The 25,449-nt window shown below is 72.1% G+C and carries 25 protein-coding genes and 1 tRNA gene; 15 read left to right on the plus strand and 11 right to left on the minus strand.

What is annotated here, in order from left to right:
* The first annotated feature begins 49 nt into the window (after positions 1 to 49).
* The 3 genes from LDL48_RS09430 (at position 50) to LDL48_RS09440 (ending at position 4,626) form a co-directional block, all read left to right on the plus strand.
* Positions 50 to 2,230 carry a hypothetical protein gene (locus LDL48_RS09430; protein ID WP_225254640.1) on the plus strand — a complete coding sequence of 727 codons (2,181 nt, stop codon included), beginning with the start codon at positions 50 to 52 and terminating at the stop codon, positions 2,228 to 2,230.
* Positions 2,231 to 2,303: 73 nt separating this feature from the next.
* Positions 2,304 to 3,041, plus strand: a complete 738-nt coding sequence (locus tag LDL48_RS09435) for a response regulator transcription factor (RefSeq protein ID WP_225254641.1) — start codon at positions 2,304 to 2,306, stop codon at positions 3,039 to 3,041.
* Positions 3,019 to 4,626 carry a sensor histidine kinase gene (locus tag LDL48_RS09440; protein ID WP_225254642.1) on the plus strand — a complete coding sequence of 536 codons (1,608 nt, stop codon included), beginning with the start codon at positions 3,019 to 3,021 and terminating at the stop codon, positions 4,624 to 4,626. The genes LDL48_RS09435 and LDL48_RS09440 overlap by 23 nt, the downstream gene beginning before the upstream one ends.
* A gap of 9 nt (positions 4,627 to 4,635) precedes the next feature.
* Here LDL48_RS09440 and LDL48_RS09445 read toward each other — a convergent pair whose 3' ends face one another.
* Positions 4,636 to 5,040 carry a hypothetical protein gene (locus LDL48_RS09445; RefSeq protein ID WP_225254643.1) on the minus strand — a complete coding sequence of 135 codons (405 nt, stop codon included), beginning with the start codon at positions 5,038 to 5,040 and terminating at the stop codon, positions 4,636 to 4,638.
* A 257-nt stretch (positions 5,041 to 5,297) separates the two neighbouring features.
* Here LDL48_RS09445 and LDL48_RS09450 point away from each other — a divergent pair, with 257 nt between their 5' ends.
* Positions 5,298 to 6,398 carry a 3-deoxy-7-phosphoheptulonate synthase gene (locus tag LDL48_RS09450; protein WP_372472082.1) on the plus strand — a complete coding sequence of 367 codons (1,101 nt, stop codon included), beginning with the start codon at positions 5,298 to 5,300 and terminating at the stop codon, positions 6,396 to 6,398.
* 941 nt (positions 6,399 to 7,339) lie between these two features.
* Positions 7,340 to 7,639 carry a DUF3040 domain-containing protein gene (locus LDL48_RS09455; protein ID WP_225254645.1) on the plus strand — a complete coding sequence of 100 codons (300 nt, stop codon included), beginning with the start codon at positions 7,340 to 7,342 and terminating at the stop codon, positions 7,637 to 7,639.
* A 26-nt stretch (positions 7,640 to 7,665) separates the two neighbouring features.
* Here the strand turns inward: LDL48_RS09455 and LDL48_RS09460 are convergent, their stop codons facing one another.
* From LDL48_RS09460 to LDL48_RS09475, 4 genes are all read right to left on the minus strand, one after another.
* Entirely contained in the window at positions 7,666 to 8,769 is a 1,104-nt protein-coding gene (locus LDL48_RS09460; protein ID WP_225254646.1) for a DNA glycosylase AlkZ-like family protein, read from the minus strand.
* Between the two features lie 38 nt (positions 8,770 to 8,807).
* Positions 8,808 to 9,422, minus strand: a complete 615-nt coding sequence (locus tag LDL48_RS09465) for a GNAT family N-acetyltransferase (protein ID WP_225254647.1) — start codon at positions 9,420 to 9,422, stop codon at positions 8,808 to 8,810.
* Between the two features lie 88 nt (positions 9,423 to 9,510).
* Positions 9,511 to 10,314, minus strand: a complete 804-nt coding sequence (locus tag LDL48_RS09470) for an IclR family transcriptional regulator domain-containing protein (protein ID WP_225254648.1) — start codon at positions 10,312 to 10,314, stop codon at positions 9,511 to 9,513.
* A gap of 26 nt (positions 10,315 to 10,340) precedes the next feature.
* Positions 10,341 to 11,786 (minus strand): amidohydrolase family protein, encoded by a 1,446-nt coding sequence (locus LDL48_RS09475; protein WP_225254649.1) that lies wholly within the window; start codon positions 11,784 to 11,786, stop codon positions 10,341 to 10,343.
* 221 nt (positions 11,787 to 12,007) lie between these two features.
* Here LDL48_RS09475 and LDL48_RS09480 point away from each other — a divergent pair, with 221 nt between their 5' ends.
* From LDL48_RS09480 to LDL48_RS09510, 7 genes are all read left to right on the plus strand, one after another.
* Entirely contained in the window at positions 12,008 to 13,132 is a 1,125-nt protein-coding gene (locus LDL48_RS09480) for a CaiB/BaiF CoA transferase family protein (protein ID WP_225254650.1), read from the plus strand.
* Entirely contained in the window at positions 13,114 to 13,911 is a 798-nt protein-coding gene (locus LDL48_RS09485; protein WP_225254651.1) for a citryl-CoA lyase, read from the plus strand. The genes LDL48_RS09480 and LDL48_RS09485 overlap by 19 nt, the downstream gene beginning before the upstream one ends.
* An 11-nt stretch (positions 13,912 to 13,922) precedes the next feature.
* The gene (locus tag LDL48_RS09490; RefSeq protein ID WP_225254652.1) at positions 13,923 to 14,786 is read left to right on the plus strand and encodes a DODA-type extradiol aromatic ring-opening family dioxygenase; all 864 of its coding nucleotides are present in this window, start codon (positions 13,923 to 13,925) and stop codon (positions 14,784 to 14,786) included.
* Positions 14,783 to 15,142 (plus strand): hypothetical protein, encoded by a 360-nt coding sequence (locus LDL48_RS09495; RefSeq protein WP_225254653.1) that lies wholly within the window; start codon positions 14,783 to 14,785, stop codon positions 15,140 to 15,142. Before LDL48_RS09490 ends, LDL48_RS09495 begins: the two co-directional genes overlap by 4 nt.
* On the plus strand, positions 15,139 to 16,236 hold the full coding sequence (locus LDL48_RS09500; protein WP_225254654.1) for a quinone oxidoreductase family protein: 1,098 nt from the start codon (positions 15,139 to 15,141) through the stop codon (positions 16,234 to 16,236). The genes LDL48_RS09495 and LDL48_RS09500 overlap by 4 nt, the downstream gene beginning before the upstream one ends.
* 35 nt (positions 16,237 to 16,271) lie before the next feature.
* Entirely contained in the window at positions 16,272 to 16,715 is a 444-nt protein-coding gene (locus tag LDL48_RS09505; RefSeq protein ID WP_225254655.1) for a DUF1579 family protein, read from the plus strand.
* 113 nt (positions 16,716 to 16,828) lie between these two features.
* A complete protein-coding gene (locus LDL48_RS09510) occupies positions 16,829 to 17,524 on the plus strand; it encodes a cysteine hydrolase family protein (RefSeq protein ID WP_225254656.1) in 696 nt (231 codons plus the stop codon).
* On the opposite strand, the gene LDL48_RS09515 is transcribed toward LDL48_RS09510, so the two are convergent.
* Positions 17,502 to 17,870, minus strand: coding sequence for a YybH family protein (locus tag LDL48_RS09515; RefSeq protein WP_225254657.1), 369 nt, complete (start codon positions 17,868 to 17,870; stop codon positions 17,502 to 17,504). The genes LDL48_RS09510 and LDL48_RS09515 overlap by 23 nt on opposite strands.
* Before the next feature lie 70 nt (positions 17,871 to 17,940).
* On the opposite strand from LDL48_RS09515, the gene LDL48_RS09520 reads away from it, so the two are divergent.
* Both LDL48_RS09520 and LDL48_RS09525 read left to right on the plus strand, forming a co-directional pair.
* The gene (locus tag LDL48_RS09520) at positions 17,941 to 18,825 is read left to right on the plus strand and encodes a LysR family transcriptional regulator (protein WP_225254658.1); all 885 of its coding nucleotides are present in this window, start codon (positions 17,941 to 17,943) and stop codon (positions 18,823 to 18,825) included.
* A gap of 295 nt (positions 18,826 to 19,120) precedes the next feature.
* On the plus strand, positions 19,121 to 20,599 hold the full coding sequence (locus LDL48_RS09525; protein ID WP_225254659.1) for a M1 family metallopeptidase: 1,479 nt from the start codon (positions 19,121 to 19,123) through the stop codon (positions 20,597 to 20,599).
* Here LDL48_RS09525 and LDL48_RS09530 read toward each other — a convergent pair.
* The 5 genes from LDL48_RS09530 to LDL48_RS09550 form a co-directional block, all read right to left on the minus strand.
* Positions 20,575 to 20,961 (minus strand): hypothetical protein, encoded by a 387-nt coding sequence (locus LDL48_RS09530; protein WP_225254660.1) that lies wholly within the window; start codon positions 20,959 to 20,961, stop codon positions 20,575 to 20,577. The genes LDL48_RS09525 and LDL48_RS09530 overlap by 25 nt on opposite strands.
* A gap of 35 nt (positions 20,962 to 20,996) precedes the next feature.
* A complete protein-coding gene (locus tag LDL48_RS09535) occupies positions 20,997 to 21,650 on the minus strand; it encodes a response regulator (RefSeq protein ID WP_225254661.1) in 654 nt (217 codons plus the stop codon).
* Positions 21,638 to 22,741 carry a sensor histidine kinase gene (locus LDL48_RS09540; RefSeq protein ID WP_225254662.1) on the minus strand — a complete coding sequence of 368 codons (1,104 nt, stop codon included), beginning with the start codon at positions 22,739 to 22,741 and terminating at the stop codon, positions 21,638 to 21,640. Before LDL48_RS09540 ends, LDL48_RS09535 begins: the two co-directional genes overlap by 13 nt.
* A gap of 57 nt (positions 22,742 to 22,798) precedes the next feature.
* A tRNA-Arg gene (locus tag LDL48_RS09545) sits at positions 22,799 to 22,871 on the minus strand.
* A 123-nt stretch (positions 22,872 to 22,994) separates the two neighbouring features.
* Entirely contained in the window at positions 22,995 to 23,774 is a 780-nt protein-coding gene (locus LDL48_RS09550; protein ID WP_225254663.1) for a DUF429 domain-containing protein, read from the minus strand.
* A gap of 260 nt (positions 23,775 to 24,034) precedes the next feature.
* On the opposite strand from LDL48_RS09550, the gene LDL48_RS09555 reads away from it, so the two are divergent.
* The gene (locus LDL48_RS09555; RefSeq protein WP_225254664.1) at positions 24,035 to 25,441 is read left to right on the plus strand and encodes a sigma-70 family RNA polymerase sigma factor; all 1,407 of its coding nucleotides are present in this window, start codon (positions 24,035 to 24,037) and stop codon (positions 25,439 to 25,441) included.
* Positions 25,442 to 25,449: the final 8 nt, after the last annotated feature.

Below are 25,449 nucleotides of genomic sequence, written 5' to 3' on the forward strand. Positions count from 1 at the left end.
TCCTGACAATTCCCCGCATATTGCAACCGTGGCGGCGGAGAATGCCGTTGTGGGGGACTTTCCGGGTCATCTGGTCCAAGCGCCCGAACGACACCGGTACGGGCCGGTCAAGGCCGCCGTCATCGGCGTCGTCACGCTCGCCATGTGCCTGACCCTGGCCGGCGCGACCCCGATGCCGGTGGAGACCACCCCGGACATCGCCGTGGCCGGTCTGGAGGGCATCGCGCCGCCGCCGGACGAGCCGTCGTGGGCGCCCGCGCACCGGCGCGTGGCCGGCCTCGACACGCTCGCCACCGCCGCGGACGGCCGGCTGGCCCTGCATACCGTGAGCGGCGACGCGACCTTCCTGCCCGGCATCAACCTGGGCAGCACCACGCCTGGACACCAGCCAGGTGAGCTGTCCGTCGGCGCCGAGCAGTACCGTGCCTGGTTCGCCGCGATGGGCTGGCTCGGCATCCGGGTGCTGCGGATCTACACCATCCACCCGCCGGCGTTCTACCGGGAACTGGCCGCCTACAACCGGGCCAACCCGGCCCGCCCGCTGTACCTGATGCACGGCGTCTACCTGCCCGACGAGTCGTACGTGACCAAGGGCGACCTCTACGACGCCGCGGTCACCACGGCGTTCCGGCAGGAGTTGCGGGACGCCGTGGCCGCCGCGACCGGCACGCTGCGCCGGGCCGAGATGCGCGGCCGGGCCAGCGGCGCCTGGGACACCGACGTGACGCCGTGGCTGGCCGGCTGGATCATCGGCGTCGAGTGGGACCCGGACGCGACCCACCGGTCCGACCGGCGCAACGTCCGCGCCCCGGCCGTCGCCGGCCGGTACTTCCGGAGCACCGCCGCCGCCAGCCCCACCGAACGGTGGCTGGCCGCCCGGATGGACGAGCTGGCGACGGCGGTGGCCGAGCGCGGGCTCAGCCACCCGATCGCGTTCGTCAACTGGCCCACCACCGACCCGCTGCGGCACCCCGACGAACCACTCGCGCAGGAGGACCTGGTCGGGGTGGACGCCAACCACGTCCTGCCCACCGCGCGCTGGCCGGGAGGCACGTTCGCCAGCTACCACGCCTACCCCTACTACCCGGACTTCCAGCGGCACGAGCCCGCGCTGCGCGACTTCCGGTACGCCGGCCGCGCCGACCCGTACGCCGGCTATCTGACCGCCCTGCGCCGGCACCACGGCGACCTGCCCACGGTGGTGACCGAGTTCGGCGTGCCGTCGTCCATCGGGTCCGCGCACCACGGCCCGCTCGGCCGCTCCCAGGGTGACCACAGCGAGCGGGACGCGATGCGGATCGACGCCGAGATGCTGCAGCTGATCAAGGACCAGGGGCTGTCCGGCGGTTTCCTGTTCGGGTGGGCCGACGAGTGGTTCAAGTTCACCTGGAACACGATCGGCCACCAGGACCCGGAGCGCCGCCAGCTGTGGCACGACGTGTTCACCAACGAGCAGCACTTCGGCCTGCTCGCGATGGATCCGGCCGGGCAGCCGGAGGCACCCGCCGACTTCCGGTACGACACCGCCGGCGGCTGGCCGGCCCGCCGGGTCACCGGCCGCGTCGACGAGTCGTACGTGCATCTCCGGATCGGCCTGGGCGACGCCCCGCCCGGCGCCCTGACGCTCGGCTTCGACGTGCTGCCGGCCATGACCGGGCCGCCGCCGCCCGGCTCCGGCGACGGGCGGGCCGACGCGGCGCTGCGGCTCGACCTGGTGGGCCGGACCGGGCAGGCGTACCTGCGTGACCAGCTCGACCCGATGCCGCTGGACTACCGGGTACCGGCCACGCTGCGCGGAGCGGCGGTGACCGGCTGGAAACCGTTCGAGCTGATCGTCAACCGCGACCTGGTCGTGCCCACCACCGGGCAGCGGCTGCCGGTGGAGATCCAGAACGCCGGTGCGCTGCGGTACGGCGACCCGGCCGACGACAGCCGCGCGCTGTGGTGGCACGACGGCGAGGACGTCGTGGTCCGGGTGCCCTGGGCGATGCTCGGGTTCGCCGATCCGTCCTCGCACCGGGTCGGCGTGCCGCAGTCCACCACGGCCCGGGTCGCCACGCTCGCCACCCGGGTCAGCCCGGGCATCGGCGTGGTCCTGTCCGCCTCCGGCACCGACCAGTTCACCGGCGACGTCACCTGGGAGAACTGGAACCGGCCGTACTGGACCGAACGCCTCAAGTACGGCGCCGGGCAGTTCCGCGACGCGGCCTTCGCGGTGGCCCGGCGATAGCGGGCGCGGCGCCCACAGCTGGTACACAGGAAGCGGAAAGCCGACGCAAAGCCGGGCCCGCGACAGTGGGAGCATGACGATGGCGAACGCCGAGACCGGCAGCGAGATCCGCCGTCCCGACGGCACCCCGGTCCGGGTCCTGGTGGTGGACGACGAAGCGACCCTGGCCGAGCTGCTGTCGATGGCCCTGCGCTACGAGGGCTGGGAGGTACGCAGCGCGCCCGACGGGCTCACCGCCGTGCGGACCGCCCGGGACTTCCGGCCGGACGCCGTCGTGCTGGACATGATGCTGCCCGACATCGACGGGCTCGAGGTGCTCCGCCGGCTGCGCGGCGAGACACCGGACGTACCGGTGCTGTTCCTGACCGCCAAGGACTCGGTGGAGGACCGGATCACCGGGCTCACCGCGGGCGGGGACGACTACGTCACCAAGCCGTTCAGCCTGGAGGAGGTGGTCGCCCGGCTGCGCGGGCTGATGCGGCGGACCGGCCGCTCGGCGATGCGGACCGGGTCCCAGCTGGTGGTCGGCGACCTCACGCTGGACGAGGACAGCCATGAGGTACGCCGCGGCGACACCCTGGTCCCGCTCACCGCCACGGAGTTCGAGCTGCTGCGGTACCTGATGCGTAACCCGCGCCGGGTGCTCAGCAAGAGCCAGATCCTGGACCGGGTGTGGAACTACGACTTCGGTGGCCAGGCCAACGTGGTGGAGCTGTACATCTCGTACCTGCGGAAGAAGATCGACGCCGGCCGCACCCCGATGATCCACACGATGCGCGGGGCCGGTTATGTCCTCAAGCCCGCCGACTGAGGCGCCGGCGACACCCGCCCGGCGCGGGCCGGGCGGGTGGTCGCTGCGTACCCGCCTGGTCGCCGTCATCATCGGCCTGCTGTCGGTGCTCGGCCTGGTCGTCGGCGGCACCGCCGAGATCTACCTGCATGCCTCCCTGTACGACCGCCTCAACGCCCAGCTGGCGGAGATGGCCCAGCGCGTCACCGGCGGCCCCGGGTCCAGGCCCGGACCGTGGCCCGGCCGGCCCGTGCTCGCCGACTCCCCGCCGCCCGGGGTGCCGCCCGGTTCGGTGGTCCTGACCAGGATTGACACCGGCGATCCGGACACCGCCGTACTGATCGGTGGCCTGGTGGTGTTCCGGCCGGGCGACACCGACCCGGTGGGCTCCGGGCCACAGCCCCGCCTGGACTACGAGACCCTTTCCGACGCCGCGGTCGCCACGCTGGCCGCGGTGCCGCCCGGCGCCCGGCCCGTCGACGTGGACCTCGGCACCGGCGTCGGCGACTACCGGGTGGTCGCCGGCACCGGCGCACGCGGCGCCGTCGTGGTGGTCGGGCTGCCGTTGGCCGAGACCCAGAAGACGCTCCTCCAGGCCGCCGCGGTCACCGGCGGGGTGGTGCTGCTGGCGCTGCTGGTGGCCGGCTGGGCGGGGGCGGTGATCGTCCGCCGTACGCTCGCGCCGCTGGAACGGGTGGCCGCCACCGCGACCCGCGTCTCGGAACTGCGCCTGGACCGCGGCGAGGTCGATCTCGCCCAGCGGGTGCCGGAACCCGACGCCGACGCGCGCACCGAGGTCGGCCAGGTCGGCGCCGCGCTGAACCGCATGCTGGACCACGTCGGCAGCGCACTCGCCGCCCGCCACCGGAGCGAGACCCAGGTACGCCAGTTCGTCGCGGACGCCAGCCACGAGTTGCGCACCCCGCTGGCTGCGATCCGGGGGTACGCCGAACTGAGCCGGCGCAGCCGCCGCCCGGTCCCGGACGAGGTGGCGCACGTGCTGCGGCGCGTCGAGTCCGAGGCACACCGGATGACCACGCTGGTCGAGGACATGCTGCTGCTCGCCCGGCTGGACGCCGGCCGCCCGCTCGCCCACGAGCCGGTGGACCTGACCATGCTGACGGTGGACGCGGTCAGCGACGCCCATGCCGCCGGGCCGCGACACGACTGGCAGCTCGCCCTGCCCGAGGACCCGGTGGTGGTGGTCGGCGACGGCGCGCGGCTGCATCAGGTGCTGGCCAACCTGCTGGCCAACGCGCGCACCCACACGCCCGACGGCACCACGGTCACGGTGGGCGTACGCGCCGACGGCGACGTCGCCCTGCTCACCGTCACCGACGCCGGCCCGGGCATCCCGGCACCGCTGCTGCCGCACGTGTTCGAACGGTTCGCCCGCGGCGACGGCTCCCGATCGCGGTCGGCCGGCAGCACCGGGCTGGGCCTGTCGATCGTGCACGCGGTGGTCAGCGCGCACGGCGGGACGGTGTCGGTCGACTCCGCGCCCGGGCACACCGAGTTCCTGGTCCGGTTGCCGCTGAACCGGCAACCGCCGGCCGCGGAGATCCTGGCCGCCAGTCCCGATCCGGGACCTGGCCGGCCCGCCTGAGGCCGCCGCTCACCGGCCCTGGCGGATGCCCTCCATCAGCACGTCACGCAGGTCGTCGAGCAGTTCGCGGGCCGCGTCGCCGTCGCTGACGTGCATCTGCAGCGGCACCGACTCCCGGTCCCGGCCGACGATGACGTCCAGCGCGCACAACGCCCGGCCGGCCAGCTCGCTGCTCACCCCGGGCAGCGCCGCCGCGGCGAGGCGGTCGTCCCGCCAGGCCCGCCCGTACGACTCCGGCACCCCGGCCGCGATCACCGCGATCGCCGCGAGCGCCTGGGCCGGCGGGATCTCCTGGAGCAGCACCGTCGGCGTCTCCCAGACCCGCAGCACCACCTGGGAGACGGCCCGGCGCCGCTCGCTCGGGGCCAGCACGGCCAGGGCGTCCAGCACGTCCGGGGCGCTCACGTCCGTCATGGCGACCATCTGATCACAAGGGCGGGCCGATTCCTATCCGGTCATCCGCTAGGATGGTCACGTGTCCCGCATGTATCCGTGGTTTACGAGGCCGGCTCAGTCCGGTGCCTCGGCCATGCACGCATGACCTGAGACACCCGCCAGAGCCGGCCAAGGCAGCGACGACCGTCGCTGCCTTTTCGTTTGCGACGAGCAGCCGGCTCACGCACGGGGCACCGGCCCCCGGGCGACCGGCGGAAGGATCGACAGCCGTGACCGTGTCGCCCAAGCGGCTCCGCCACACTGCCAGCACCGGAGACGTGTCCAACGGGCACCGGGTCCGGGACCAGCGCATCGAGACCGTCGTACCGCTGATGAGCCCGGCGCTGCTCCACCACGAGCTCCCGCTCACCCCCGACCTGCAGGACACCGTGCTGGACAGCCGGCATCAAGTGGAAGACGTGCTGACCGGCCGAGATCCCCGGCTGCTGGTGGTGGTCGGCCCGTGTTCGGTGCACGACCCGGTCGCCGCCGGCGAGTACGCCACCCTGCTGCGCGCCGAGGCCGACCGGCTCGCCGACGACCTGCTGATCGTGATGCGGGTGTACTTCGAGAAGCCCCGCTCCACGGTCGGCTGGAAGGGCCTGATCAACGACCCGGCGCTGGACGGCACCGGCGACGTCGGCACCGGCCTGCGGATCGCCCGCAACCTGCTGCTCGAGGTGGTACGCCACGGCCTGCCGGTCGCCGTGGAGTTCCTCGACCCGATCACGCCGCAGTACATCGCGGACACCGTCGCCTGGGGTGCGATCGGCGCCCGTACCGTCGAATCCCAGGTCCACCGCCAGCTCGCGTCCGGCCTCTCCATGCCGATCGGCATGAAGAACCGCCCGGACGGCAGCATCTCCACCGCCATCGACGCGATCAACGCGGCCGCCGCGCCGCACGTCTTCCCCGGCATCGACTTCTCGGGTACGCCGGCGATCCTGCACACCAGCGGCAATCCCGACTGCCACCTGGTGCTGCGCGGCGGCGGCGGCAAGCCGAACTACAGCGCGGCCGACGTCGCCGCGTCACTCGAGCTGTTGCGCCGCGCCGAGCTGCCGGAGCGGCTGGTCATCGACTGCTCGCACGGCAACAGCGGCAAGGACCACCTGCGCCAGCCGCTGGTCGCCGACGACGTGGCCGGTCAGGTCGAGGCCGGCGAACGCGGCATCAGCGGCGTGATGCTGGAGAGCTTCCTGGTGCCCGGACGGCAGAACCTGGGCGGCGACCTGACCTACGGCCAGTCGGTCACCGACGCCTGCATGGGGTGGCAGCCCACGGTCGACGTCCTGGAACGCCTGGCCACCGCCGCCGCCAAACGCCGCACCGCCTGACCCCACCCCCGCCCCCCTCTCCCCGCCCTCTCGTGACGTCGATCTTGGACTTGTGGTGCCTGTCTTGTCGGTGCGACGCGGCTTATGTCACCACCACAAGTCCAAGATCGACGGACTCGGACGCGGTGGCTGTCCCGGGTCGAGGGGTAGGCCATGACCGGCTCACGCGGGGCTTGACCGCCTGACCACAGGCCCTGACCGGCTCGCGCGGAGCGGCACGAACCAGCGGTGGACCCTGCGGGTTTTTGGTGGTTGAAGCAGACTCGACTTTCGAGCTTTGAGCGCGGGCAGTAGCAGGTCCGCGCCGCTCGCGCAGTGCCACAGTTCCTTCAGCGCACCAATGGTGCGTGTGGAGTTCGGGTGCGGTGGGTGCCGCACATCCGCACAGCCTGCAGCCACCATCAGCACGTGCGGACTTCCGGCGCGGTGGCCGCCGCACATCCGCACAGCCTGCAGCCACCATCAGCACGTGCGGACTTCCGGTGCGGTGGCCGCCGCACATCCGCACAGCCTGCAGCCACCATCGGCACGTGCGGACTTCCGGTGCGGTGGCCGCCGGGAGTCCACACGTAGGGCAGGCTGGAGCTGACGCGACTCGGCTTCCCCGCCGCCGACCAGTCGTCCGGCCCCCGCCCGGCTCCCCGCCGGCTCGGGCGGAAGAGGCGGTCCGGTCGTGGCGAACGCGCCAGCCACCACCGCGCGGGTTCCCGCAAACGGCTCCGCGCCTTTCGCATGTCCTCTCGGGCGTCACGCGATCACCCGGAAGCGACTGTCCACAACGGTCGGTGACGGCTGACTGGACGATAGGTAGTCGGCACGGAAAAAGGCACATCCGGACGCATCCCTACTGACCAAGGGGGGTAACAATGGAGATCGACCGGGATGATTTCTTGCCCGATCCATGACACTCAACCGGCTGTGGGACCGGGGAAGGTGGCGACATGTTGAGCAAGGAACACAGCCGACGGCTGGCGCAGCTCGAGCGTCAGCTCCGGCACGACGACCCGGACTTCTGTGCCCGCATGGCGGGCGAGCCGGTCCGGGAACGCGTCCCGCTCTCGGTGGCCCTGGCCGCGACCGTGATCTGGGCGACCGCGTTGCTGCTCGCGCTGGCCGGGTGGTGGATAGCCGCGACGATCGCCGCGCTGTGGGCGACCGTGCTGGTCGGCGCGCTGGCGTACCGCTGCCGGCCGGCGCGCTACCGGCCTGCTGACTCGGAGCCACTGCCGCCGGCCTGGTGAGGGCCCCGCCCCGCGGCCCGTCGTAGTCAGCTGAAACTCACTCGCGCCTCGGTCACGCCACGCGCCCGCGCCACCTCCCCCGCCTCGGCCTCCACCGCCTTCCGCACCTTGGCCGGCATCGACCCGAACGGCGTCACGGTCAGATCGACCCGTTTCCGGCCGGCTGTCTTGGACCGCCACACCCCCGCGATCTCCCCGTCCCGCAGCACGACTCCCGGGTTGCCGAGCATCTTCCACACTTCCTTCTGCCGCGCCCGCTCCGGAACCAGCAGGTCACGGTCCCGCGCCTGCAGCAGTGCATCCATCGCGGGAAGCAACCGCACGCCGGGCACCGGCTTCGCCGACCTGAGGTCGGACAACGCCGGCGACGGCAGCCAGGACCTGCGCCCGTCGACCTTGACCTCCGTCAGGCCGTCCGGCCAAACCTTCTTGATCTCCGCCGCCGCACTGCCGAAGTACTTCGCGACCTCCACCGGCGTGGCCGGGCCGAGCATCGTCAGGTACAGCGTGATCAGCCGCTCGATGCCGTCGTTCCGGGTGGGCACGCCGGGCCAGCCCTCGATCGGCCCGAGACTCGCATCCTTGCCGCGCGACTCGACCAGGACCCCGCCGGGCAGACCGGAGTGCTGCCAGACGTTGCCGGCGATGTGCCGGGCCTGGCAGGACCGGCAGTCGTACGTCAGCGAGGCCGGCACCCGCTTGCTCACCTCGGTGCTCACCTCGCCGCGCGGCATCGACCGGGTGACGACCTCACGCATGGCCTTGGCGGTCACGGTGAAGGCCTCGATGCCCAGCTTCATCCCCTCGGGAATCTGCTGGCTCTGAATCCGCGCCGTGGCATCGGCGTCGCTGAACGGCCACAGGGCCCGCGCCAACGCGCGGAGATCCGTGCGCCGATGCAGGTGCGGCGCTCCCCGCGCGGCCCAGACCAGCAGCAGCCGGTCGTCGGACAGGTCGGCGGAGGTGCGGGCGGCGAGCGCAACCTGCACCGAGCCTGGCATGTATTCCTGCACGCCCAGATCGAGCAGGGGAAGGTCGCCCGGGCGTTCCTTGCCGCGCTCGGCCAGCCCCAGCGCTCGCACCCGGTAGGCCATTACCTGCGTCCGGTCCACCGTCACCTCGGCAGCCACACCGACCCTCCCGTCAGACCTGGTGCCCAGCGGCGTTCTCAGTTGCGTCGACCGTACCGCCGGGTTGCGACATTTTTGAGCCGCTCGAGCCGGCTGACCACCTGCGATTCGACCAGTTCCCAGGTGTCCAGGCTGCTCGGCCCGTACGGTCCCTCCTGCAGGATCGGCGGCTCACCGGTCAGCCGGAACCCGCACCGCCGGGCCACCGAGGTGCTGGCCGTGTTGGCCGGGTCGATGCGCAGCAGCAGTCTCCGCAAACCGAGGGTGTCCTGGGCGTACTCGGCGAGCAGCGACAGGGCACCCGACGCGAGGCCGCGCCGACGATGCGCGGCGCCGACCAGGTACCCCAGCTCGGCCTCCTTGAGCCCGGAGTCCACGCCGAAGAGCAGCACCTCGCCGAGCGGCTTGCTCCCGTCCGCGGTGATCGCCAACTGGATCCGCTGACCGTTCAGCCGGCCCTGGTGAGCGCGCTTCAGATAGGCGAGGCCCGCTTCGACGTCGAACGGTGACGGCATGGGCGTCCACCGGGCGATGTCCGGCTCGTCGAGCAGCTCGACGAGGTCTTCCAGGTCGTCCGGCGTCCACTCACGCAACTCGATGCCGTCACCGGTCAGAGAGATCGGAAAGGGCAGTAGATGCCGGGGGGAGGCCATGGTGCGATCCTGCCCGTAAGGAACCGGTTCCGGCCAGTAGCGCCACTTATGAAACGCGTGAGTGATTACTCATGTCCTGATTGCGGCATTATCCGGCGCCCCGCGCCACCGGCTGGGCGTCGAGTTGGGCCCAGTCGTTGCCGATGGCCGCCGCGGCGTGCAACAGCAGCGGAAGGTACTCCCCGGTCAGCTTCTCGACCGGCGTCTCGGCGGCGTGGACGGTGACGTTGATGGCGGCCACCACCCGGCCGTCGCCGTCGCGAACGCCCGCGGCGATCGATCGGACCCCGGGCGCCAGATCCTGGTCGGCCAGCGCCCAGCCCTTGGCGCGCACCTCCCGCAGGGCACGGTGCAGCTCGTTCGGCGTGGGACGCCAGCGAGGCACGATGCCCGAGCGGCTCGCCTCCTCCAGCACCTCGTCCACCTCGTCGGCGGTGAGGTCGGCGAGAAGCACCTTGCCCATCGAGGTGGCGACCGCCGGGAACCGCGTCCCGATGGTCACCGACAGCGTGACGATCTTCGGAACCGCCACCCGGGCCACATAGACGATGTCACTGCCGTCGAGCTGCGCCATCGAGGTCGACTCGTTGGTCTGCGCGACCAGCTTCTCCATGTGGGGCCGGGCGATGTCCCACATGCCCAGCGAGTTGATGTAGGTCATGCCCAGCTCGAGCACCCGGGGCAGCAGCGCGTACCCACGGTCGGCGGTGCGGACGTAGCCGAGGACCTCGAGGGTCTTCAGGATGCGGTGGACCGTGGGCCGGGCCAGCCCGGTCTCGGCGGCCACCTCGGCGAGCGTGGCCACCGGCCGGCCGGGCTTGAAGCTGCGGAGCACCTCCAGCCCCCGGGCCAGTGCCTCGATGAAGTCAGGACCGGCGTCATCGCGTGCCATCCTGCCTCCTTCGAGCGCCATGAGACTCAATGCTTCCACTGGGCCGATCCGGCATTCCACTCGGTGTACGTGTAGGGGTTGTCCATCACCTTGGTCTCCGGGACGTCGGGGTTCATACCCTTCTCCCAGGCTTCCTCCCCCATGGCGCCGATCAGGTGCTCGATCGTGGCACCGACCTTCCGCCTCGCCGCGGCCAGATCGATGTCGACCAGCCTGTGGGCCCGCTTGACCAGCTTTCCGTTGATCATGACGGTGTCGACGTCCCCGCGCTGCGCCTGGAACGCCACGTGGCCGTACGGGTTGAGGATCGGGAACATGACCGGCGAGTCGTCGTTCTTGAGCAGGACGATGTCCGCCTTCTTGCCGGCCTCGATGCTGCCGACCAGGGAATCCATGCCGAGCGCCCGGCTGCCGCCCCGGGTGGCCCAGTCGACCACCTGCTCGGCACGCAGGTGCAGGTGGGTGACCGTGTCGGCGCGGCTGTGCGCCTCCATGTGCTCCCGCGAACGGTCCGCGCCCAGCGTGGTCCGCATCGCCGAGAAGAGGTCCCCGCTCCACCACACGCTGGTGTCCATGGACAGCGAGACGCCGATGCCGTGGTCGCGGAGCGTCCAGGTGGGCGGGTAACCCTGGCCGGCGCTCTGCTCGCTCTCGGTGGAGACGGAGACCGACCCGCCGGTCGCGGCGATGCGGTGGTACGAGTCGTGGGTCAGCGTCGCGGCGTGGACGTAGACGGTCTGCGGGGTCATGAAGCCGTTCTCGTGCATGAGCCGGATGCCGTCGTCGTTGGTGGCGCCCCAGACGCCGGCGTGGGTGGTGACCGGCACACCCAGCTCGCGGGCGACCTCGAAGGCGGCCCGCTCGGGAAACGTCGGGTCGCCGGTGACGTCGAACGCCATCTGGAAGCCGAGCATGTCGTTGCCGGTGGAGATCCGGCGGCGGACGAAGTCACGGAAGCCGTCGCTCGTGGCCCACTCCCACGGGCCCTGCTGGATGTTGCCGTACGCCAGCACGAACCGCCCGGGCACGGACTGCAGCGCATCGACCGCGGCGTCCGCGTGCTGCGGCGTCTGCAGCCCGTGCGACCAGTCGACCGTGGTGGTCACGCCGGCGTCGACCGCCTCGATCGCGGCGAGCAGGTTGCCGGCATGGATGTCCTCGGGGCGGAACAGCTTGCCGGACTCGAGGTAATACCAGACGAAGTACTGGGTGAGGGTCCAGTCGGCGCCGTATCCGCGCATCGCGGTCTGCCACATGTGCCGGTGGGTGTCGATCATCCCGGGCATCACGATGCCGCCGTCCGCGTCGATCTCCACCGCGCCGTCCGGCGCGGCCAGGCCGACGCCCACCTCGGCGATGCGGTCTCCGAGCACCAGCACGTCGGCCCGGGGCAGCACGCTGTACGCGTCGTCCATCGTGAGAACCAGCCCGTTGCGGAACAGCACGGGCCGGCCGTCGGTCATGTCAGTCATCGCCGTCAACTCCCCAGAACTCAGCCACATCGCGAGCCGGGCGGACAACCGTCCGTCAGGCGGTCAAGTCGTGGCCGCCAGTTTCTGCCCGGTTACGAATCCCTGTCAAGGGTGTGGGTCAGGCTGTGGATAACTCCGGCATTGACATCCCCGCGCCACCCGGAGAACACTTGCCTCATCGGACACCCGTCCGTACAGCGGACGTTTCTGAGAGGCGGCACATGGGACCACTGAGCGGACTGCTGGTCGCGGACTTCTCGCGGATCCTCGCGGGACCGTATGCGACGATGCTGCTCGCTGACCTCGGTGCGCAGGTCGTCAAGGTCGAAAGCCCGGCCGGCGACGACACCCGCACCTGGATGCCCCCGGTCCGCGACAGCGTCTCCACCTATTACCTGGGCATCAACCGCAACAAGCGGTCGATCGCGCTCGACCTGAAGAACCCGGACGACGTGACCGTGGCGCAGAATCTCGCCGCCCGCGCGGACGTGATGATCGAGAATTTCCGGCCCGGCGGGCTCCGGCGTTTCGGGCTCGACTACGACACCGTCTCGACCGGCAACAACAAGATCGTGTATGCGTCGATCAGCGGATTCGGCACCGGCGCGGGCGCCGACTATCCCGGCTACGACCTGATGGTGCAGGCCATCTCCGGCCTGATGAGCCTCACCGGCGACCCGGACGGTCCGCCCTACCGGGCCGGCATCTCGGTGTTCGACGTGATGGCCGGGCTGCACGCGAGCATCGGCATCCTGGCCGCCCTCCGCCATCGCGAGATCTCCGGCGCCGGGCAGCACGTCGAGGTGAACCTGCTGTCCTCGGCCCTGTCCGGGCTGGTCAACCACAGCAGCGGTTACGTCGCCGGAGGCACCGTCCCGTTCCGGATGGGCAACGCCCATCCCAGCCTCTTCCCGTACGAGCCATTGCCGACCGCCGACGGTGACCTGATCGTCATCACCGGCAACGACGGGCAGTTCCGCAAGCTGTGCCAGGTGCTCGACCTGCCCGACCTGCCCGACGATCCACGTTTCGGCCGCAACCAGGACCGCACCGCCAACCGTGCCGAGCTGCGGCCCCTCCTGGTGGAACGGCTGAGCAAGCGGACCAAGGACGAGTGGTTCCGTGACCTGCTCGCGGCCGGCGTCCCGTGCGCGCCGATCAACACGATCGACGGCGGGGTGGCGCTGGCCGAGGAACTCGGCCTGGATCCGGTGGTGACGGTCGGGGATGTGCCGGGAGTCCGCAACCCGATCACGTTCTCCGCGACGCCGGCCGGCTACGAGTTGCCCCCACCGGCCCTGAACGAACACGGCGAGGAGATCCGCGCGTGGCTGAACGAGAACTGAACTTCCCCACCTCGCTCGGTACGTCCGACGAGAAGCAGATCCGTCTGCTCGGACAGGACCTCGCCGCCGATCTGATGGGCAAGGTCGGCTTCGGCGAGCTGGCGTACTGGCTGGTGGCCGGGCGCCGGCCCAGCCCCGGGGAGACCCGGGTGTTCGAGGCCGTCCTCGTCGCGCTGGCCGACCACGGGTTCACGCCCACCGCGATCGCTGCCCGGCTGACCTACCTGAGCGCACCGGAGTCGCTGCAGGGTGCACTGGCGGCCGGCCTCCTCGGCGGCGGGTCACGTTTCCTCGGCGTCACCGAGGACTGTGGACGGTTCCTCGCCGAGACGCTCCGCGACGTGCCGGAGCTGCCGACGGACGACGACGGCTGGGACGCCGTCGCGCGGGAGGCGGTGACCACGGCGCGGGCGGCGAAGCGGTTCGTTCCCGGGCTCGGGCACCCGGTGCACAAGGTGCAGGATCCGCGGACACCGGTCCTGATCGGCATCGCCGAGGAAGAGGGGCTGCGCGGCCCGCACCTGCGGCTGTTCGAGGCCATCGGACGGGTACACCCGGAGATCCTCCGGCGGACCCTGCCGCTCAACGGCGCCGGCGTCTGTGGTGCCGCGCTCGCCGATCTGGGCCTGCCGATCGCTCTGCTGCGCGGTTTCGCCCTGCTGGCCCGTGCGGCGGGTCTGCTTGGGCACCTCGCCGAGGAACGCCGGAATCCGGTCGGCATGGACGTCTACCTCGCCGTGGACCGTAACGCGGTCTACCAATCCCCCACCGACCAGTAGAAGGAGCCGCCATGGCCACCGTCGTAGCGGTGATCGCCTCCACCCACCATCCGTTCTTCTACAAGGCCAGCACCGCCACCGGCGAGAACCGACCACCCTTCGCCGACGAGTGGGTCCGCAAGATCACCGCCTTCCGGGAGACGCTGACCCGGGCCAATCCGGACGTTCTGGTGATGGTCGGCTCCGACCACTTCCACCAGCTCTGGCTCGACAACATGCCGCAGTTCCTGGTCGGCAAGGCGCCGTTCTACGACGCGAACTGGTACAACGAGGAACGCGAGTTCGGCATGCCGCGCATGCTGCTCAAGGGCGACGAGGATCTGTCCGCGCACCTGCTGCGGCAGGGCATCGACCGCGGCTTCGACCTGGCGTTCAGCAACGAGCTGCGGATCGATCACAGCATCACCTGCCCGATCATCACGCTGCGGCCCGAGGCCGACCTGCCGATCGTGCCGATCTACACCAACATCTTCGCGCCGCCGCTGCCGCAGCCGAAGCGGTTCGTCCAGCTCGGCGAGGCGGTCCGGGAGATCGTCGAGTCGTGGCCGTCGGACCTGCGGGTGGCGATCATCGGCACCGGGCATCTCTCGCTGGAGCTGGGCGGACCCCGGCAGTTCGGACCGCACGGACCGGATCCGGAGTTCGACCGCAGGGCGGTCGAGTGGATCGCCTCCGGAGACCTCGAGGGCTGCCTGTCCGAGGTGACGCTCGACAGCCTGCACGCGCCGGGCAACGCCACCCACGGTTTCATGGACTTCATGCTGATGATGGGCGTGGCGGGCGCCGGAGCGAAGGCCGACTACGTCGACAGCTTCGATCTCTTCCACACTATGGAGGCGTACTTCACCTGGTACCCGAACGGAGCTCCGCGATGAGCAAGTACCTGGTCAACAAGTTCCTGTACACGGTGGACCGTGACCCCGAGCTGGTCGAGCGGTACCGCGACGACCCCGCGGGCACGGTCGAGTGGTGGGAGGCCGAGCGCGCCAACGCCGTACTGAACTGCCACACCGGCGAGGCCAGCACCTGGCTGCGGTTCACCGACGAGGAGCGGGCGGCGCTGGCCGGCCACGACCATGTGAAGCTGTTCGAGCTGGGCGCGCATCCGTTCCTGACGCTGACCCTCTTCATCGCCATGTTCGAGCGCGACCACGGTCCGCTGGAATATCAGCTGGCGTTCGGGGCTCGGCTGAAGCACTTCGAGATGCCCTATCCGGACATCGCGACATGATGCGCGCGGCCCTCATCCAGCAGTGCGGCGCGCCGCCGTCGGTCGGCAAGCGCGACGTTCCGGTTCCGGGCGCAGACCAGGTGGCGGTGCGGGTGACCGCGGCGTCGATCACGCCGCTGGACGTGCTCTGCGCCTCCGGCACCTCCTACTTCGGCGCACCCGCCACGCCGTACGTGCCGGGGGTGCAGGGGGTGGGCACGCTGGACGACGGCACCGCGGTGTGGTTCGCCACGCCGGCCGGCATGCGCCCGGGTGACGGCAGCATGGCGGAGATGGCGGTGGTGCCCCGCCGGGACGTCGTGACGCTTCCGGACGACGTGGACCACCGGCTCATCGCGGCGCTCGGCCTGTCCGCGGTGGCCGCGCTCATGGCGCTGACCTGGCGTGGCGGCATGCAGGCGGGCGAGCAGGTGCTCGTGCTGGGTGGCGGCGGCGTGGTCGGGCAGGCCGCGATCCAGCTGGCGTTGCTCGGCGGAGCGCGGCGGGTGATCGCGGCGTGCCGGTCCGAGGCGGCCCAGTCCCGGGCACGAGCGGTCGGCGCCACGGCGGTCGTCCCGCTCGCCGACGCCGGCGGCCCGGCCACCCAAACCGACACCACCAGCCCGCTCGCCGATGGCGGCCCGGCCACCCGAGCCGACACCACCGGCCCGGTTGACGATGGCGGCGTGGCCGCCCGAGCCGACACCACCGGCCCGGTTGCCGATGGCGGCGTGGCCGCCCTGACCGCGCGCCTGACCGAGGCGGCCGACGGGCCGGTGGACCTGGTGCTCGACCCGGTCTTCGGTGTGCCCGCGGCGGCCGCGCTGCGCACGCTGCGGCCCGGTGGCCGCCTGGTCAACCTCGGCAGCGCGGCCGGCGAGACGGCGCCCTTCGAGTCGGCCACGCTGCGCGGCCGTTCGCTGAACGTGCTCGGGTACACCAACAACGACCTGACGGCCGAGCAGCGCGCCGACGCGATCGGCGTGATCGCCGGGCACGTGCGGGCCGGCCGCCTGACCGTGGACTACGAGCAGGTGGCACTGGCCGCCGTCGGCGAGGCGTGGGACCGCCAGGCCGCCGGACGCGCCGGGCGCCGTCTCGTGGTGGTGCCCTGAGTTCGTCGGTACCGGGCGGTGCATAGAGTTCGAGCATGGAGATCACGCCGGCCGGGCGCGTACGGCAGCTGGCGCCACTGGTGGGACGCTGGCGCACCTTCGGCACCGTGTTCGGCGAAGACGGTGCGCCGGTCATGTCGGTGGACGGCACCGACGAGTACGAGTGGATGCCGGGCGGTCAATGGGTCATCCATCGCGTCGACGTCGCGATGGGCAACGACCGGGCACGGGCTCTGGAGCTGATCGGCGAACCGGCCGACGACGGCACCTTCGCCATGCGGGCGTTCGATTCGTCGGGCTCCTTCGACGAGATGCGGCTCACCGTGCACGGCCGGACGATGCTGGCCGAGGGCGACCGGGTCCGCAACACGCTGACCGCGGCCGACACCGGCCGGTCGATGACCGCGACCTGGGAACGCCAGACGGACGGCGGCGCCTGGATCCGGTGGATGGACCTGACCTTTCAGCGCATCCGGTGACGGCCGTCCTCGCGCCCCGGTCGGCGGCGGAGCGAGGATGGACCTGACCTTTCAGCGCATCCGGTGACCGCCGGCCTCGCGCCCCGGTCGGCGGCGGCGCGAGGATGGAGGGCATGAGCGTCGATCCGCACCTCGCGCCGCACTGGCCCACGTCCGCGCTCATCACGATCGACGTGCAGCGTGACTTCCTGTCCGAGGGCCCGTTCGGTATTCCCGGCACCACCGAGGTGCTGCCCCTGCTGCGGGACCTCACCGCCGCATTCCGGGCCGCCGGCCGGCCGATCGTCCACATCGTCCGGCTGTACCCCGCCGACGGCGGCGACGTCGACCGGGTCCGGCGCACGCTGATCGAGAACGGCGCCGAGTTCGCCCGGCCCGGCAGCCCCGGCCGGCTCCTGGCACCCGGGCTCGCCCCGGCCCACGCCCCCGACCTGGACGACGACGTGCTGCTCAAGGGCGAACCACAGCCTCTGGGACCGGCCGAGTTCGCGGTCTACAAACCCCGCTGGGGCGCGTTCTACCGCACGCCGCTGGCCGGGCTGCTGGACGGCCTCGGCGTTGACACCGTGGTCTTCGCCGGGTGCAACCTGCCCAACTGCCCGCGGGCCAGCATCATCGAGGCGCACGAACGCGACCTGCGCGTCGTGCTGGCCACCGACGCGATCTCACAGGCCAGCGCGCAGGGGTTCCGGGAGATCGCGGGCATCGGCACCGTGCTGATGAGTACGCCGGACATCAGCACCGCGGTCCGCGAACGCCAGTCGGACGCGATGACATCCGGCCGGGTCAGTCCCGCGCCGGAGCGGTGATCTCCGGCTGGTCCAGCAACCGCAACCAGGACCCGTCCGGCTGCCGGCGTACCACCTGCGCCCGCGCACCCGCCCCGTCCCCGGCCGGTGTCGCGGTCAGCCCCAGATCGCCGCTGACCAGCGTCGGCATCGGCGTCTCCGGCTCGAAGCGCGGCAGATGCGGCAACGCCTCCTCCCACAACGCGCGGATCGCCTCCCGCCCGACGGTCTGCCGCCCCGGCGGGTACGCCATCACGGCACCCTCCTCGTACAGCGCCGCGAGGCCCTCGGCGTCCTTGGCGTTGGCGCGCTCCACGAACAGGCGGGTGATGTCCTCGGGCTTCCATGCCTTCTCCGGTTCGCTCATGACTCCACCCTCGGGCCGCCGGAGTGAGAAGTCCAACGCATGATTCTTCTTTTAACTAGAATCAGCAGTCATGGAACTCAGGCAGCTGGAGTACTTCGTGGCGGTCGCCGAGGAAGCCAACTTCACCCGGGCGGCGGAGCGCGTCCACATCAGCCAGTCCGGGGTGAGCGCCCAGATCCGGGCGCTCGAGGCGCACCTCGGCACGCCCCTGTTCGACCGCTCCGCCCGCACCGCCCGCCTCACCGCCGCCGGCGCCGCGGCCCTGCCGCACGCCCGGGCCGCGCTGGACGCCGCCACGGCCGTGCGGCGCTCGGTCGACGAGATCAGCGGCGTGCTCCGCGGCCGGCTGACGGTCGGGATGATCACCGGATGCGAGGTGACGCCGCTGTTCGACGCGCTGGCCGCGTTCCACCGCGACCACCCCGGCATCGAGATCGCGCTGCACGAGGACAACTCGGACCGGCTGGTCGAGCACACCCGCGCCGGCACGGTGGACATCGCGCTGGTCGGCGTCGCGGGCGAGCCGCCACCGGGCCTCGACACCCACGTCGTGATCAGTGAGGGACTCGTCGCCGCGGTACCTCCGGATCACCCCCTCGCCCGGCGCGCCCGGGCCACGCTGGCGCAGCTCACGGCGTACCCCATCGTGTCCTTGCCGCTCGGCACCGGCATCCGCGGCGTCTTCGACCAGGCGTGCGCGGCCGCGGGGGTGCGGCCGCGGATCGCGCTGCAGGCCACGGCGCCCGGTGCCGTCGCCGACCTGGCCGTGCGCGGGCTCGGCGTCGCGGTGCTGAGCGCGTCGATGGCCCGGGCCCACGCGGAGCTGCGCGCGGTGCCCCTGCGGGACGTCCGCATCCCGGCACTGCTGGCGCTGGTCTGGCGACCGGCGGCCGGTCCGGCGCTACGGGCGCTGCTGCCGCACTGCCGGGCGGCCTTCCCGCCCGGCCCGCACTGACGCCGCGGGCCGAGAAGGCAGACCGCCCGCACTGACGCCGCGGGGCGAGAAGGCAGACCGGTCCGCACTGACGCCGCGGGGCGAGAAGGCAGACCGGGCCGCACTGACGCCGCGGGCCGAGAGGGTGGACCGGCCCACAATCACGCCGCGGGCCGAGAAGGCAGACCGCCCGCACTGACGCCGCGGGCCGAGGGGGTAGGGCTGGCCTTACCCCCGGCGGGGCCGCCAGCCGGGTTCTGGTGCGGGTCGCGATCTTCGATCCTGATGCGGTCCGTTCGATCGCAGAAGGAGCGTCATGTTTCGCAGATCCAGGCTGATCGCGGCCACCATGGTGGCGGGCGTCGCCGGCACCCTCATCGCGGTGACCGGCACCTCGTATGCGCAGACCGCGCCGTCGCCCGGGTCGCCCGGCCTCGGCGACCGGTTGTATCCGATGCTCGGCAACGGCGGGTACGACGTGCAGAACTACGACCTGAGCCTGTTCCACCGCACCAAGAACCCGAAGCAGACCGTGTCCGGGGACGTCACCATCACGGCCGAGGCGACCCAGAGCCTGTCCCGCTTCAACCTCGACTTCACCGGTGACCAGGTCGCCGCGGTCTCGGTGAACGGCCGGCCCGCGGACTTCGCCCGCAGCGGCAGTGAACTGACCGTCACGCCCCGGCAGCACCTGCCGGCCGGCCGCCGGTTCACGGTCACGGTCGCCGGTTTCACCGCCACCCCGGCGCCGCCCGGGCCGGACTCGATGATGGGCTTCCTGACCACCCCGGACGGCACGGTGCTGGCCGGGCAGCCGGAAGCGTCGCAGCGGCTGTTCCCGAACAACAACCACCCGCGGGACAAGGCGACGTACACCATCAGCGTGACCGGGCCGGTGGGATGGACGGGTACGGCCAGCGGCGTCCTGCAGCACACCCGGAGCCGGAACGGTTACGTCACCTCGACGTACCGGGAGTCGCATCCGATGGCCAGTGAGCTGGTGCAGGTCGCGGTCGGCGACTTCGTGGTGAAGCGCCGCGCGCCGGTCGGCCGCACCGCGATCCGGGACGTGGTCCCGCGCCGGCTCGCCGCCGACCTGCTGCCCCGGCTCGACCAGGAACGGGCGCAGCTGGCGTGGATGGAGCGCAAGATCGGGCCGTACCCGTTCGAGAACTACGGCTCCCTGGTGGTCGCGGTGGAACTCGGCGGTGCGCTGGAAACCCAGACCCTGTCGCTGTACGACGCCGGGCTGTTCGCCGACGAGCACGCCGACGAGGCCAGCGCGATCATGGCGCATGAGCTGGCCCACCACTGGTTCGGCAACAGTGTCTCCCCGTGGTCGTGGACCGACATCTGGCTGAACGAGGGACACGCACACTTCTACGAACTGCTGCACCAGGACGAAGCCGGAAAGTTCCAGGAGTCGTTCGGCGCTCCGGACCGGGAGACCTACTTCAAGGCGGTGTACGGGATGAGCAACCGGCTCCGCACCGAGCACGGCCCGGTCGGCGCCCCGCCGGACGCGACGTCGTTCTTCCACGTCTTCAACCCGAACGTCTACCTGGGCGGAGCACTGGTCCTGTACGCCCTCCAGGAGAAGATCGGCGCCGCGACGTTCGCGCAGGTGCAGCGGGCGTGGGTGTCGTCGTACCGCGGGAAGTCGGCCTCGACCCAGGACTTCATCGCCCTCGCGTCCCGGGTCGCCGGCGAGGACCTGGACCCGTTCCTGACCGGATGGCTGTACGGCGCGGAGACCCCGCCGATGCCGGGTCACCCCGACTGGACGGTCACCTGACCACGGACCCCGGTGACCGCGATCGGTCCCGACGCGGTCAGGTCGACGTCGATGTCCGGCGGCACCTCGATGTCGTACCGCACCGAGCAGTCGACCGAGACGTACACCCCGGTGGGCGGTGTGCAGGCGGCCAGCAGGGTCAGCGCCGGGCCGTCGCGTCGTTCGACGAGCCACGGCCTGGTCATCGCCCACTCGAGGTGGTGACGCACGGTGACCTGCGGGCCGCCGGCCCGAACCGTGATCCGCCCGCCGGGGTTCTGCACGATCAGGCGGCGCACCCCGGCGTGGTGCGCCGTCCCGTCGGTGCTCTGCCCGGTGAACGCGGAGGCGGCCACCACGCCGCCGATCAGCAACACGAGCACCGAGAACAACGATCCGCCGGTACGCCACCGCCCGCTCACGACCGGTCGCCGATCTCCAGGTACCGCAGGACGGCGAGCACCCGGCGGTGATCGGTGCCGGCGGGCAGCAGGCCGAGCTTCGCGAAGATGTTGTTCACGTGTTTCTCCACCGCGTGCCCGCCGATCCCGAGCGTGTCCGCGATCGCCGAGTTGGACCGGCCCTCCGCCATGGCCGCCAGCACATCGGTCTCCCGCGGGGTGAGCCGGCGTACCGGGTTCGTGCGCCGGCGGGCGAGCAGCTGGGCCACCACCTCCGGGTCCAGCACCGTTCCGCCGGCCGCGACCCGGCGCACCGCCTCGAGGAACTCGTCGACGTCGGCCACCCGGTCCTTGAGCAGGTAGCCGAGGCCGCCGGTGTGCTCGGCGAGCAGGTCGGCGGCGTACCGCTCCTCGACGTACTGCGACAGCAGCAGGACCGCGACCCGCGGCCACCGCTGCTTCAGCACCAGAGCGGCCTGCACACCCTCGTCGGTGAAGGTGGGCGGCATCCGGACGTCCACCAGGGCGAGGTCGGGCTGCTCCCGCTCGACCGCGAGCAGCAGGTCGTCCGGGCCGGCCACCGCGGCGGCCACCTCGATGCCGCCGCTGGCCAGCAGCTTGACCAGTCCCGCCCGCAGCAGCACCGAGTCCTCGGCGATCACGACCCGCACGGCAGCTCCACCTCCACCAGCGTCGGCCCGCCGGGCGGGCTCTCGATCCGGAACGTGCCGTCGACCGAACCGACCCGCTGGGCCAGCCCGCGCAGGCCACCGCCCGGCCGGTCGGCCGCGCCGCCCACACCGTCGTCCGCGACCACCAGCCGCAACCGTTCCCGGTCCCGGACCACGGCCACCTCGACCCGTTTCGCCCGGGCATGCCGGGTGACGTTGGTCAGCGCCTCGGACACCACGAAGTACGCGATCGCCTCGATCACCGGCGGGCAGCGCCGCGCCACGTCCACGTGCAGCTCCACCGGCTGCGACAGCCCGGCGACCAGCCCGGAGAGGGCGGCGTCCAGGCCGCGGTCGTTCAGCACGGCCGGGTGCAGCCCGCGGACGAAGTCCCGCAGTTCCGCCAGCGCCGCCTTGGCCTGCTGGTGAGCCTGCTCGACGGCCTCGCGGGCCGGGCCGTCCGGCACCTCCGCGCGGGCCAGGCCCAACGTCATCGCCAGCGACACCAGCCGCTGCTGGGTGCCGTCGTGCAGGTCCCGCTCGATCCGGCGGCGTTCGGAGTCCGCCGCCGCGACGGCCTCGGTCCGGGCCCGGGACAGCTCACCGAGGCGCGCGGTCAGCGCCTCGTTCGCGTTCGGCCCGAGCAACCGCCGGGCCAGCGCCGTGTCCAGCCGCGCCAGCCAGTGGGCCGCGATCACGGCAGCCACCAGCAGGCCCGCACCGGCCGCCGCGAACAGCGGACGCTGCAGGGCCGCGAACAGCAGCCCGAGACCGGCCGACGCCGCGCCGGCCACGACCGTGAAGGCGACCGCGGCGAACGGCACCGCCAGCAGGTGGAACCGGGTCTGCCGGCGCATCGCGGGCCGCCCGCCGACCTCCGGAATGCCGACGTTCAACAGCGCGGCGAACCGCTTACGCTGCGCCGCGGTGCGCCGCGCGACAACCGAGTGCAGGGGTACGGGGGACGCCACCGCCACCACCAGCGCGGGCAGCACCACCGCGGCACCGAGCAGCGCGACCGGCAGACCGGTCAGCACGTGCACCGTGGCCGGCCAGGCGCCGGGCCGGTGCGGGGCCTCTGCGGAGAACATCGGTCACCACGGTAACCACCCGCCGCTCCACCCCGTGCGGTGTGATCACGGCATCGGTGGCCCAGGCGCGAATCGAACGCGCGACACCCGCTTTAGGAGAGCGGTGCTCTATCCCCTGAGCTACTGGGCCATGAGGGCAGGATACCAGTGGACCATGGCCCGGAGCCCGACGCGCACTCGGCGGCCGGTTTGCCCAGCTCAAGAACGTTCCACTCGGCGGCCGCCGGTCACCCTCGATGCGATCGGCCGCCAGTCAGGCACACGGCCCGGATCGTGGCGCGGACGCCGGCGGAACCAGCTCGCCGAGGCGGCCGGTGGGCAGGGCGATCCATCCCTCGGTACGGGCCGCCTCCCGCTGAGTGGCGTCCGGTGCGAGCACTCGTCCGATCGCCGCGGCCCGGGCGGCGATCGCGGCGAGAACGGCGTCGAAGGCGTCATGGCTGCGCCGGCAGAGTTCCTCATGGGGTCCCCAGCTGAGCCACGGTGCCGCCGCCGCCAGCTCGTCGACCAGCGGACCGGGTCCGCTGCCACCGCCCGGCGTCTTGTATCCGCGGTGGGTCAGCCCCCATCGGCGCAGCGCCGCGGCCGGGTACACCTCCACCACCACGCCGTCGCCGCACCGGTCCACCGGTCGCCCCTCCGCGGCGAGGCGCGCCAGCAGGGCGGCGCACCGGAAGGCGGCGTGCGCGATGCGGTCTGCGGAGACGCTGAGCGGGACGAGCCCGGTCTCCGCGCGAACGATCTCGTCGGTCAACCGGTACGCCAGCGCACGTCGCCACCGGGCACCGTCGGTGTAACCGGGCGGCGGCAGCCGGCCGTGCTGCTGGGCGACGACGAAGGAGACGAACGTCGCCGGCCACCCCAGCGGACAGTCCAGTCCCACCTTGTCGGCCAGCCGGATCGCGTCGACGATCTGGTCGTCGGAGACGCCCAGCCGGGCCGCCTGGATCGTCGCCCGGCCGTCGGACCACTCCACGACGGCGATCGCGGTGCGGACGTCGGCGGCGGCGAGGTCCACTCCGAGCGTCCGCACGCCTGCACCATAGACCGCCCGGCCGGGTGCCACGATCGGCGTCCGTCAGGACCCGCCGGATAGGGCGAAACCCGGCGACGTGAGCGCTAACAACCGGAAGCGACCAACCCGCCCGGAATGCGCACCTGCGATACCGGCCGAAAACCGTCCCCGCCATTCTCTCCGCAGGAAACCATGCCCTTGAATGGAATGCGGGACGGCCGTAGCATGTCGTCCCCGGACCGCCGCCACCGTCCGGGTTCCGGGACAGCGGTGAGGACATGCCAGCCACCCGTACGAACGAGACGAGGGTCGTCGCCGCGGCGCGGGCCGGGGATCGGCGCGCGCTGGAGGAGCTCGCGGCGACGCATCTGCCGTTGGTCTACACGATGGTGCGGCGGGCACTGGGCGCACACCCGGACGTCGACGACGTGGTGCAGGACATCATGGTGCGGGCGTTGCGGCGGTTGCCGTCCCTGCGTTCCGAGGAGAACTTCCGACCCTGGCTGGCCGCGATCGCGCTGCGGCAGATCGGCACCCACCTGCGCCGGAAGGACCGGGCCGCCCGGCGTACCACCGGCTTGGAGGAGGCCGCCCACCTCCCGGACCTGGACGTGCCGTCCGAGGACCTGATGGTCCTGCGGGTCGAGCTGTCGGATCAGCGCCGCCAGGCGGAACGGGCGAGCCGGTGGTTGGACCCGGACGACCGGGCGCTGCTGCCGTTGTGGTGGCTGGAACTCGGAAACTACGTCTCCCGGTCCGAGGTCGCGGCCGCGCTGGGACTGAGTGTGGCCCACGCGGGTGTACGCATCCAGCGCATGCGCGGGCAGCTGGAGGTCTGCCGTGCCGTGGTGGCGGCGCTCGAGACGCGGCCGAGGTGCGACGGGCTCGACGCCGCGGTCGCCGACTGGAACGGCGTGCCGAGTCCGCTGTGGCGCAAGCGGGTGGTCCGGCACCTCCGGTCCTGCGCCGTCTGCTCCCGGGCGACCGACCGGATGCTGCCCACCGACCGCCTGTTCCCGGCGTTCGCGCTGTTGCCGGTGCCGGACGCGCTGACCGGGACGTGGCTCGGCGAGACCGCGGCGCCGAGCCCGGCCGGATCGGTGAGCGTGGGACTGCAGACCGGCCTGCTGCACCCGGTCATCCCCGCCGTCGCGGCCGGCATCTTCGTCATCGGCGCGGGCGCCACCGCGGCGAAACTGTCGGTGCCGGAGCAGCCGGGCCCGGCGGACGGCCCGGCGGCCACCGCGCTGCGGGCCGGCCCGACCTCGCTGGAGGCCCAGAACGCCGCCGGCCGGTACGTCTCCACCGAAGCCGACCTGGGCGTGCTGGACCGGGTACGCCCGGGCAGCGCCGCCGAGGTCCGTACCGCCGCCACGTTCGACGTGGTTCCCGGCCTCGCCGACGCCGGCTGCTTCTCCTTCCGCGTCTCGGACGGCCGCTACCTGCGGCATGCCTCCTGGCGGGTACGCCTGGACCGGAACGTGGGCACCGTCCTGTTCCGTGGCGACGCCACCTTCTGCCAGCGCCCGGGCGCCGCCGCGGGCTCGCTGTCGCTGGAGTCGTCGAACTACCCGGGCTGGTTCCTGCGGCACCGGAACGGCCAGCTGTGGGTGGACCGGTCGGATCGCAGTGCCGCGTTCCGGGCGGACAGCTCCTTTGTGGTGCGGGCTCCACTGTCCCGCTGAAAAGTGTT

Origin of the sequence: Jidongwangia harbinensis (assembly GCF_020216025.1) — a bacterium.
Taxonomy (GTDB): Bacteria; Actinomycetota; Actinomycetes; order Mycobacteriales; family Micromonosporaceae; genus Actinoplanes; species Actinoplanes harbinensis.

Excerpts from the sequence above, each read along its gene's own strand:
- LDL48_RS09435 (WP_225254641.1), top strand. The coding sequence starts at position 2,304 with ATGACGATGGCGAACGCCGAGACCGGCAGCGAGATCCGCCGTCCCGAC.
- LDL48_RS09440 (WP_225254642.1), top strand. The coding sequence starts at position 3,019 with ATGTCCTCAAGCCCGCCGACTGAGGCGCCGGCGACACCCGCCCGGCGC.
- LDL48_RS09445 (WP_225254643.1), bottom strand. The coding sequence starts at position 5,040 with ATGACGGACGTGAGCGCCCCGGACGTGCTGGACGCCCTGGCCGTGCTG.
- LDL48_RS09455 (WP_225254645.1), top strand. The coding sequence starts at position 7,340 with ATGTTGAGCAAGGAACACAGCCGACGGCTGGCGCAGCTCGAGCGTCAG.
- LDL48_RS09465 (WP_225254647.1), bottom strand. The coding sequence starts at position 9,422 with ATGGCCTCCCCCCGGCATCTACTGCCCTTTCCGATCTCTCTGACCGGT.
- LDL48_RS09470 (WP_225254648.1), bottom strand. The coding sequence starts at position 10,314 with ATGGCACGCGATGACGCCGGTCCTGACTTCATCGAGGCACTGGCCCGG.
- LDL48_RS09475 (WP_225254649.1), bottom strand. The coding sequence starts at position 11,786 with ATGACTGACATGACCGACGGCCGGCCCGTGCTGTTCCGCAACGGGCTG.
- LDL48_RS09480 (WP_225254650.1), top strand. The coding sequence starts at position 12,008 with ATGGGACCACTGAGCGGACTGCTGGTCGCGGACTTCTCGCGGATCCTC.
- LDL48_RS09490 (WP_225254652.1), top strand. The coding sequence starts at position 13,923 with ATGGCCACCGTCGTAGCGGTGATCGCCTCCACCCACCATCCGTTCTTC.
- LDL48_RS09495 (WP_225254653.1), top strand. The coding sequence starts at position 14,783 with ATGAGCAAGTACCTGGTCAACAAGTTCCTGTACACGGTGGACCGTGAC.
- LDL48_RS09500 (WP_225254654.1), top strand. The coding sequence starts at position 15,139 with ATGATGCGCGCGGCCCTCATCCAGCAGTGCGGCGCGCCGCCGTCGGTC.
- LDL48_RS09505 (WP_225254655.1), top strand. The coding sequence starts at position 16,272 with ATGGAGATCACGCCGGCCGGGCGCGTACGGCAGCTGGCGCCACTGGTG.
- LDL48_RS09510 (WP_225254656.1), top strand. The coding sequence starts at position 16,829 with ATGAGCGTCGATCCGCACCTCGCGCCGCACTGGCCCACGTCCGCGCTC.
- LDL48_RS09515 (WP_225254657.1), bottom strand. The coding sequence starts at position 17,870 with ATGAGCGAACCGGAGAAGGCATGGAAGCCCGAGGACATCACCCGCCTG.
- LDL48_RS09520 (WP_225254658.1), top strand. The coding sequence starts at position 17,941 with ATGGAACTCAGGCAGCTGGAGTACTTCGTGGCGGTCGCCGAGGAAGCC.
- LDL48_RS09525 (WP_225254659.1), top strand. The coding sequence starts at position 19,121 with ATGTTTCGCAGATCCAGGCTGATCGCGGCCACCATGGTGGCGGGCGTC.
- LDL48_RS09540 (WP_225254662.1), bottom strand. The coding sequence starts at position 22,741 with ATGTTCTCCGCAGAGGCCCCGCACCGGCCCGGCGCCTGGCCGGCCACG.
- LDL48_RS09555 (WP_225254664.1), top strand. The coding sequence starts at position 24,035 with ATGCCAGCCACCCGTACGAACGAGACGAGGGTCGTCGCCGCGGCGCGG.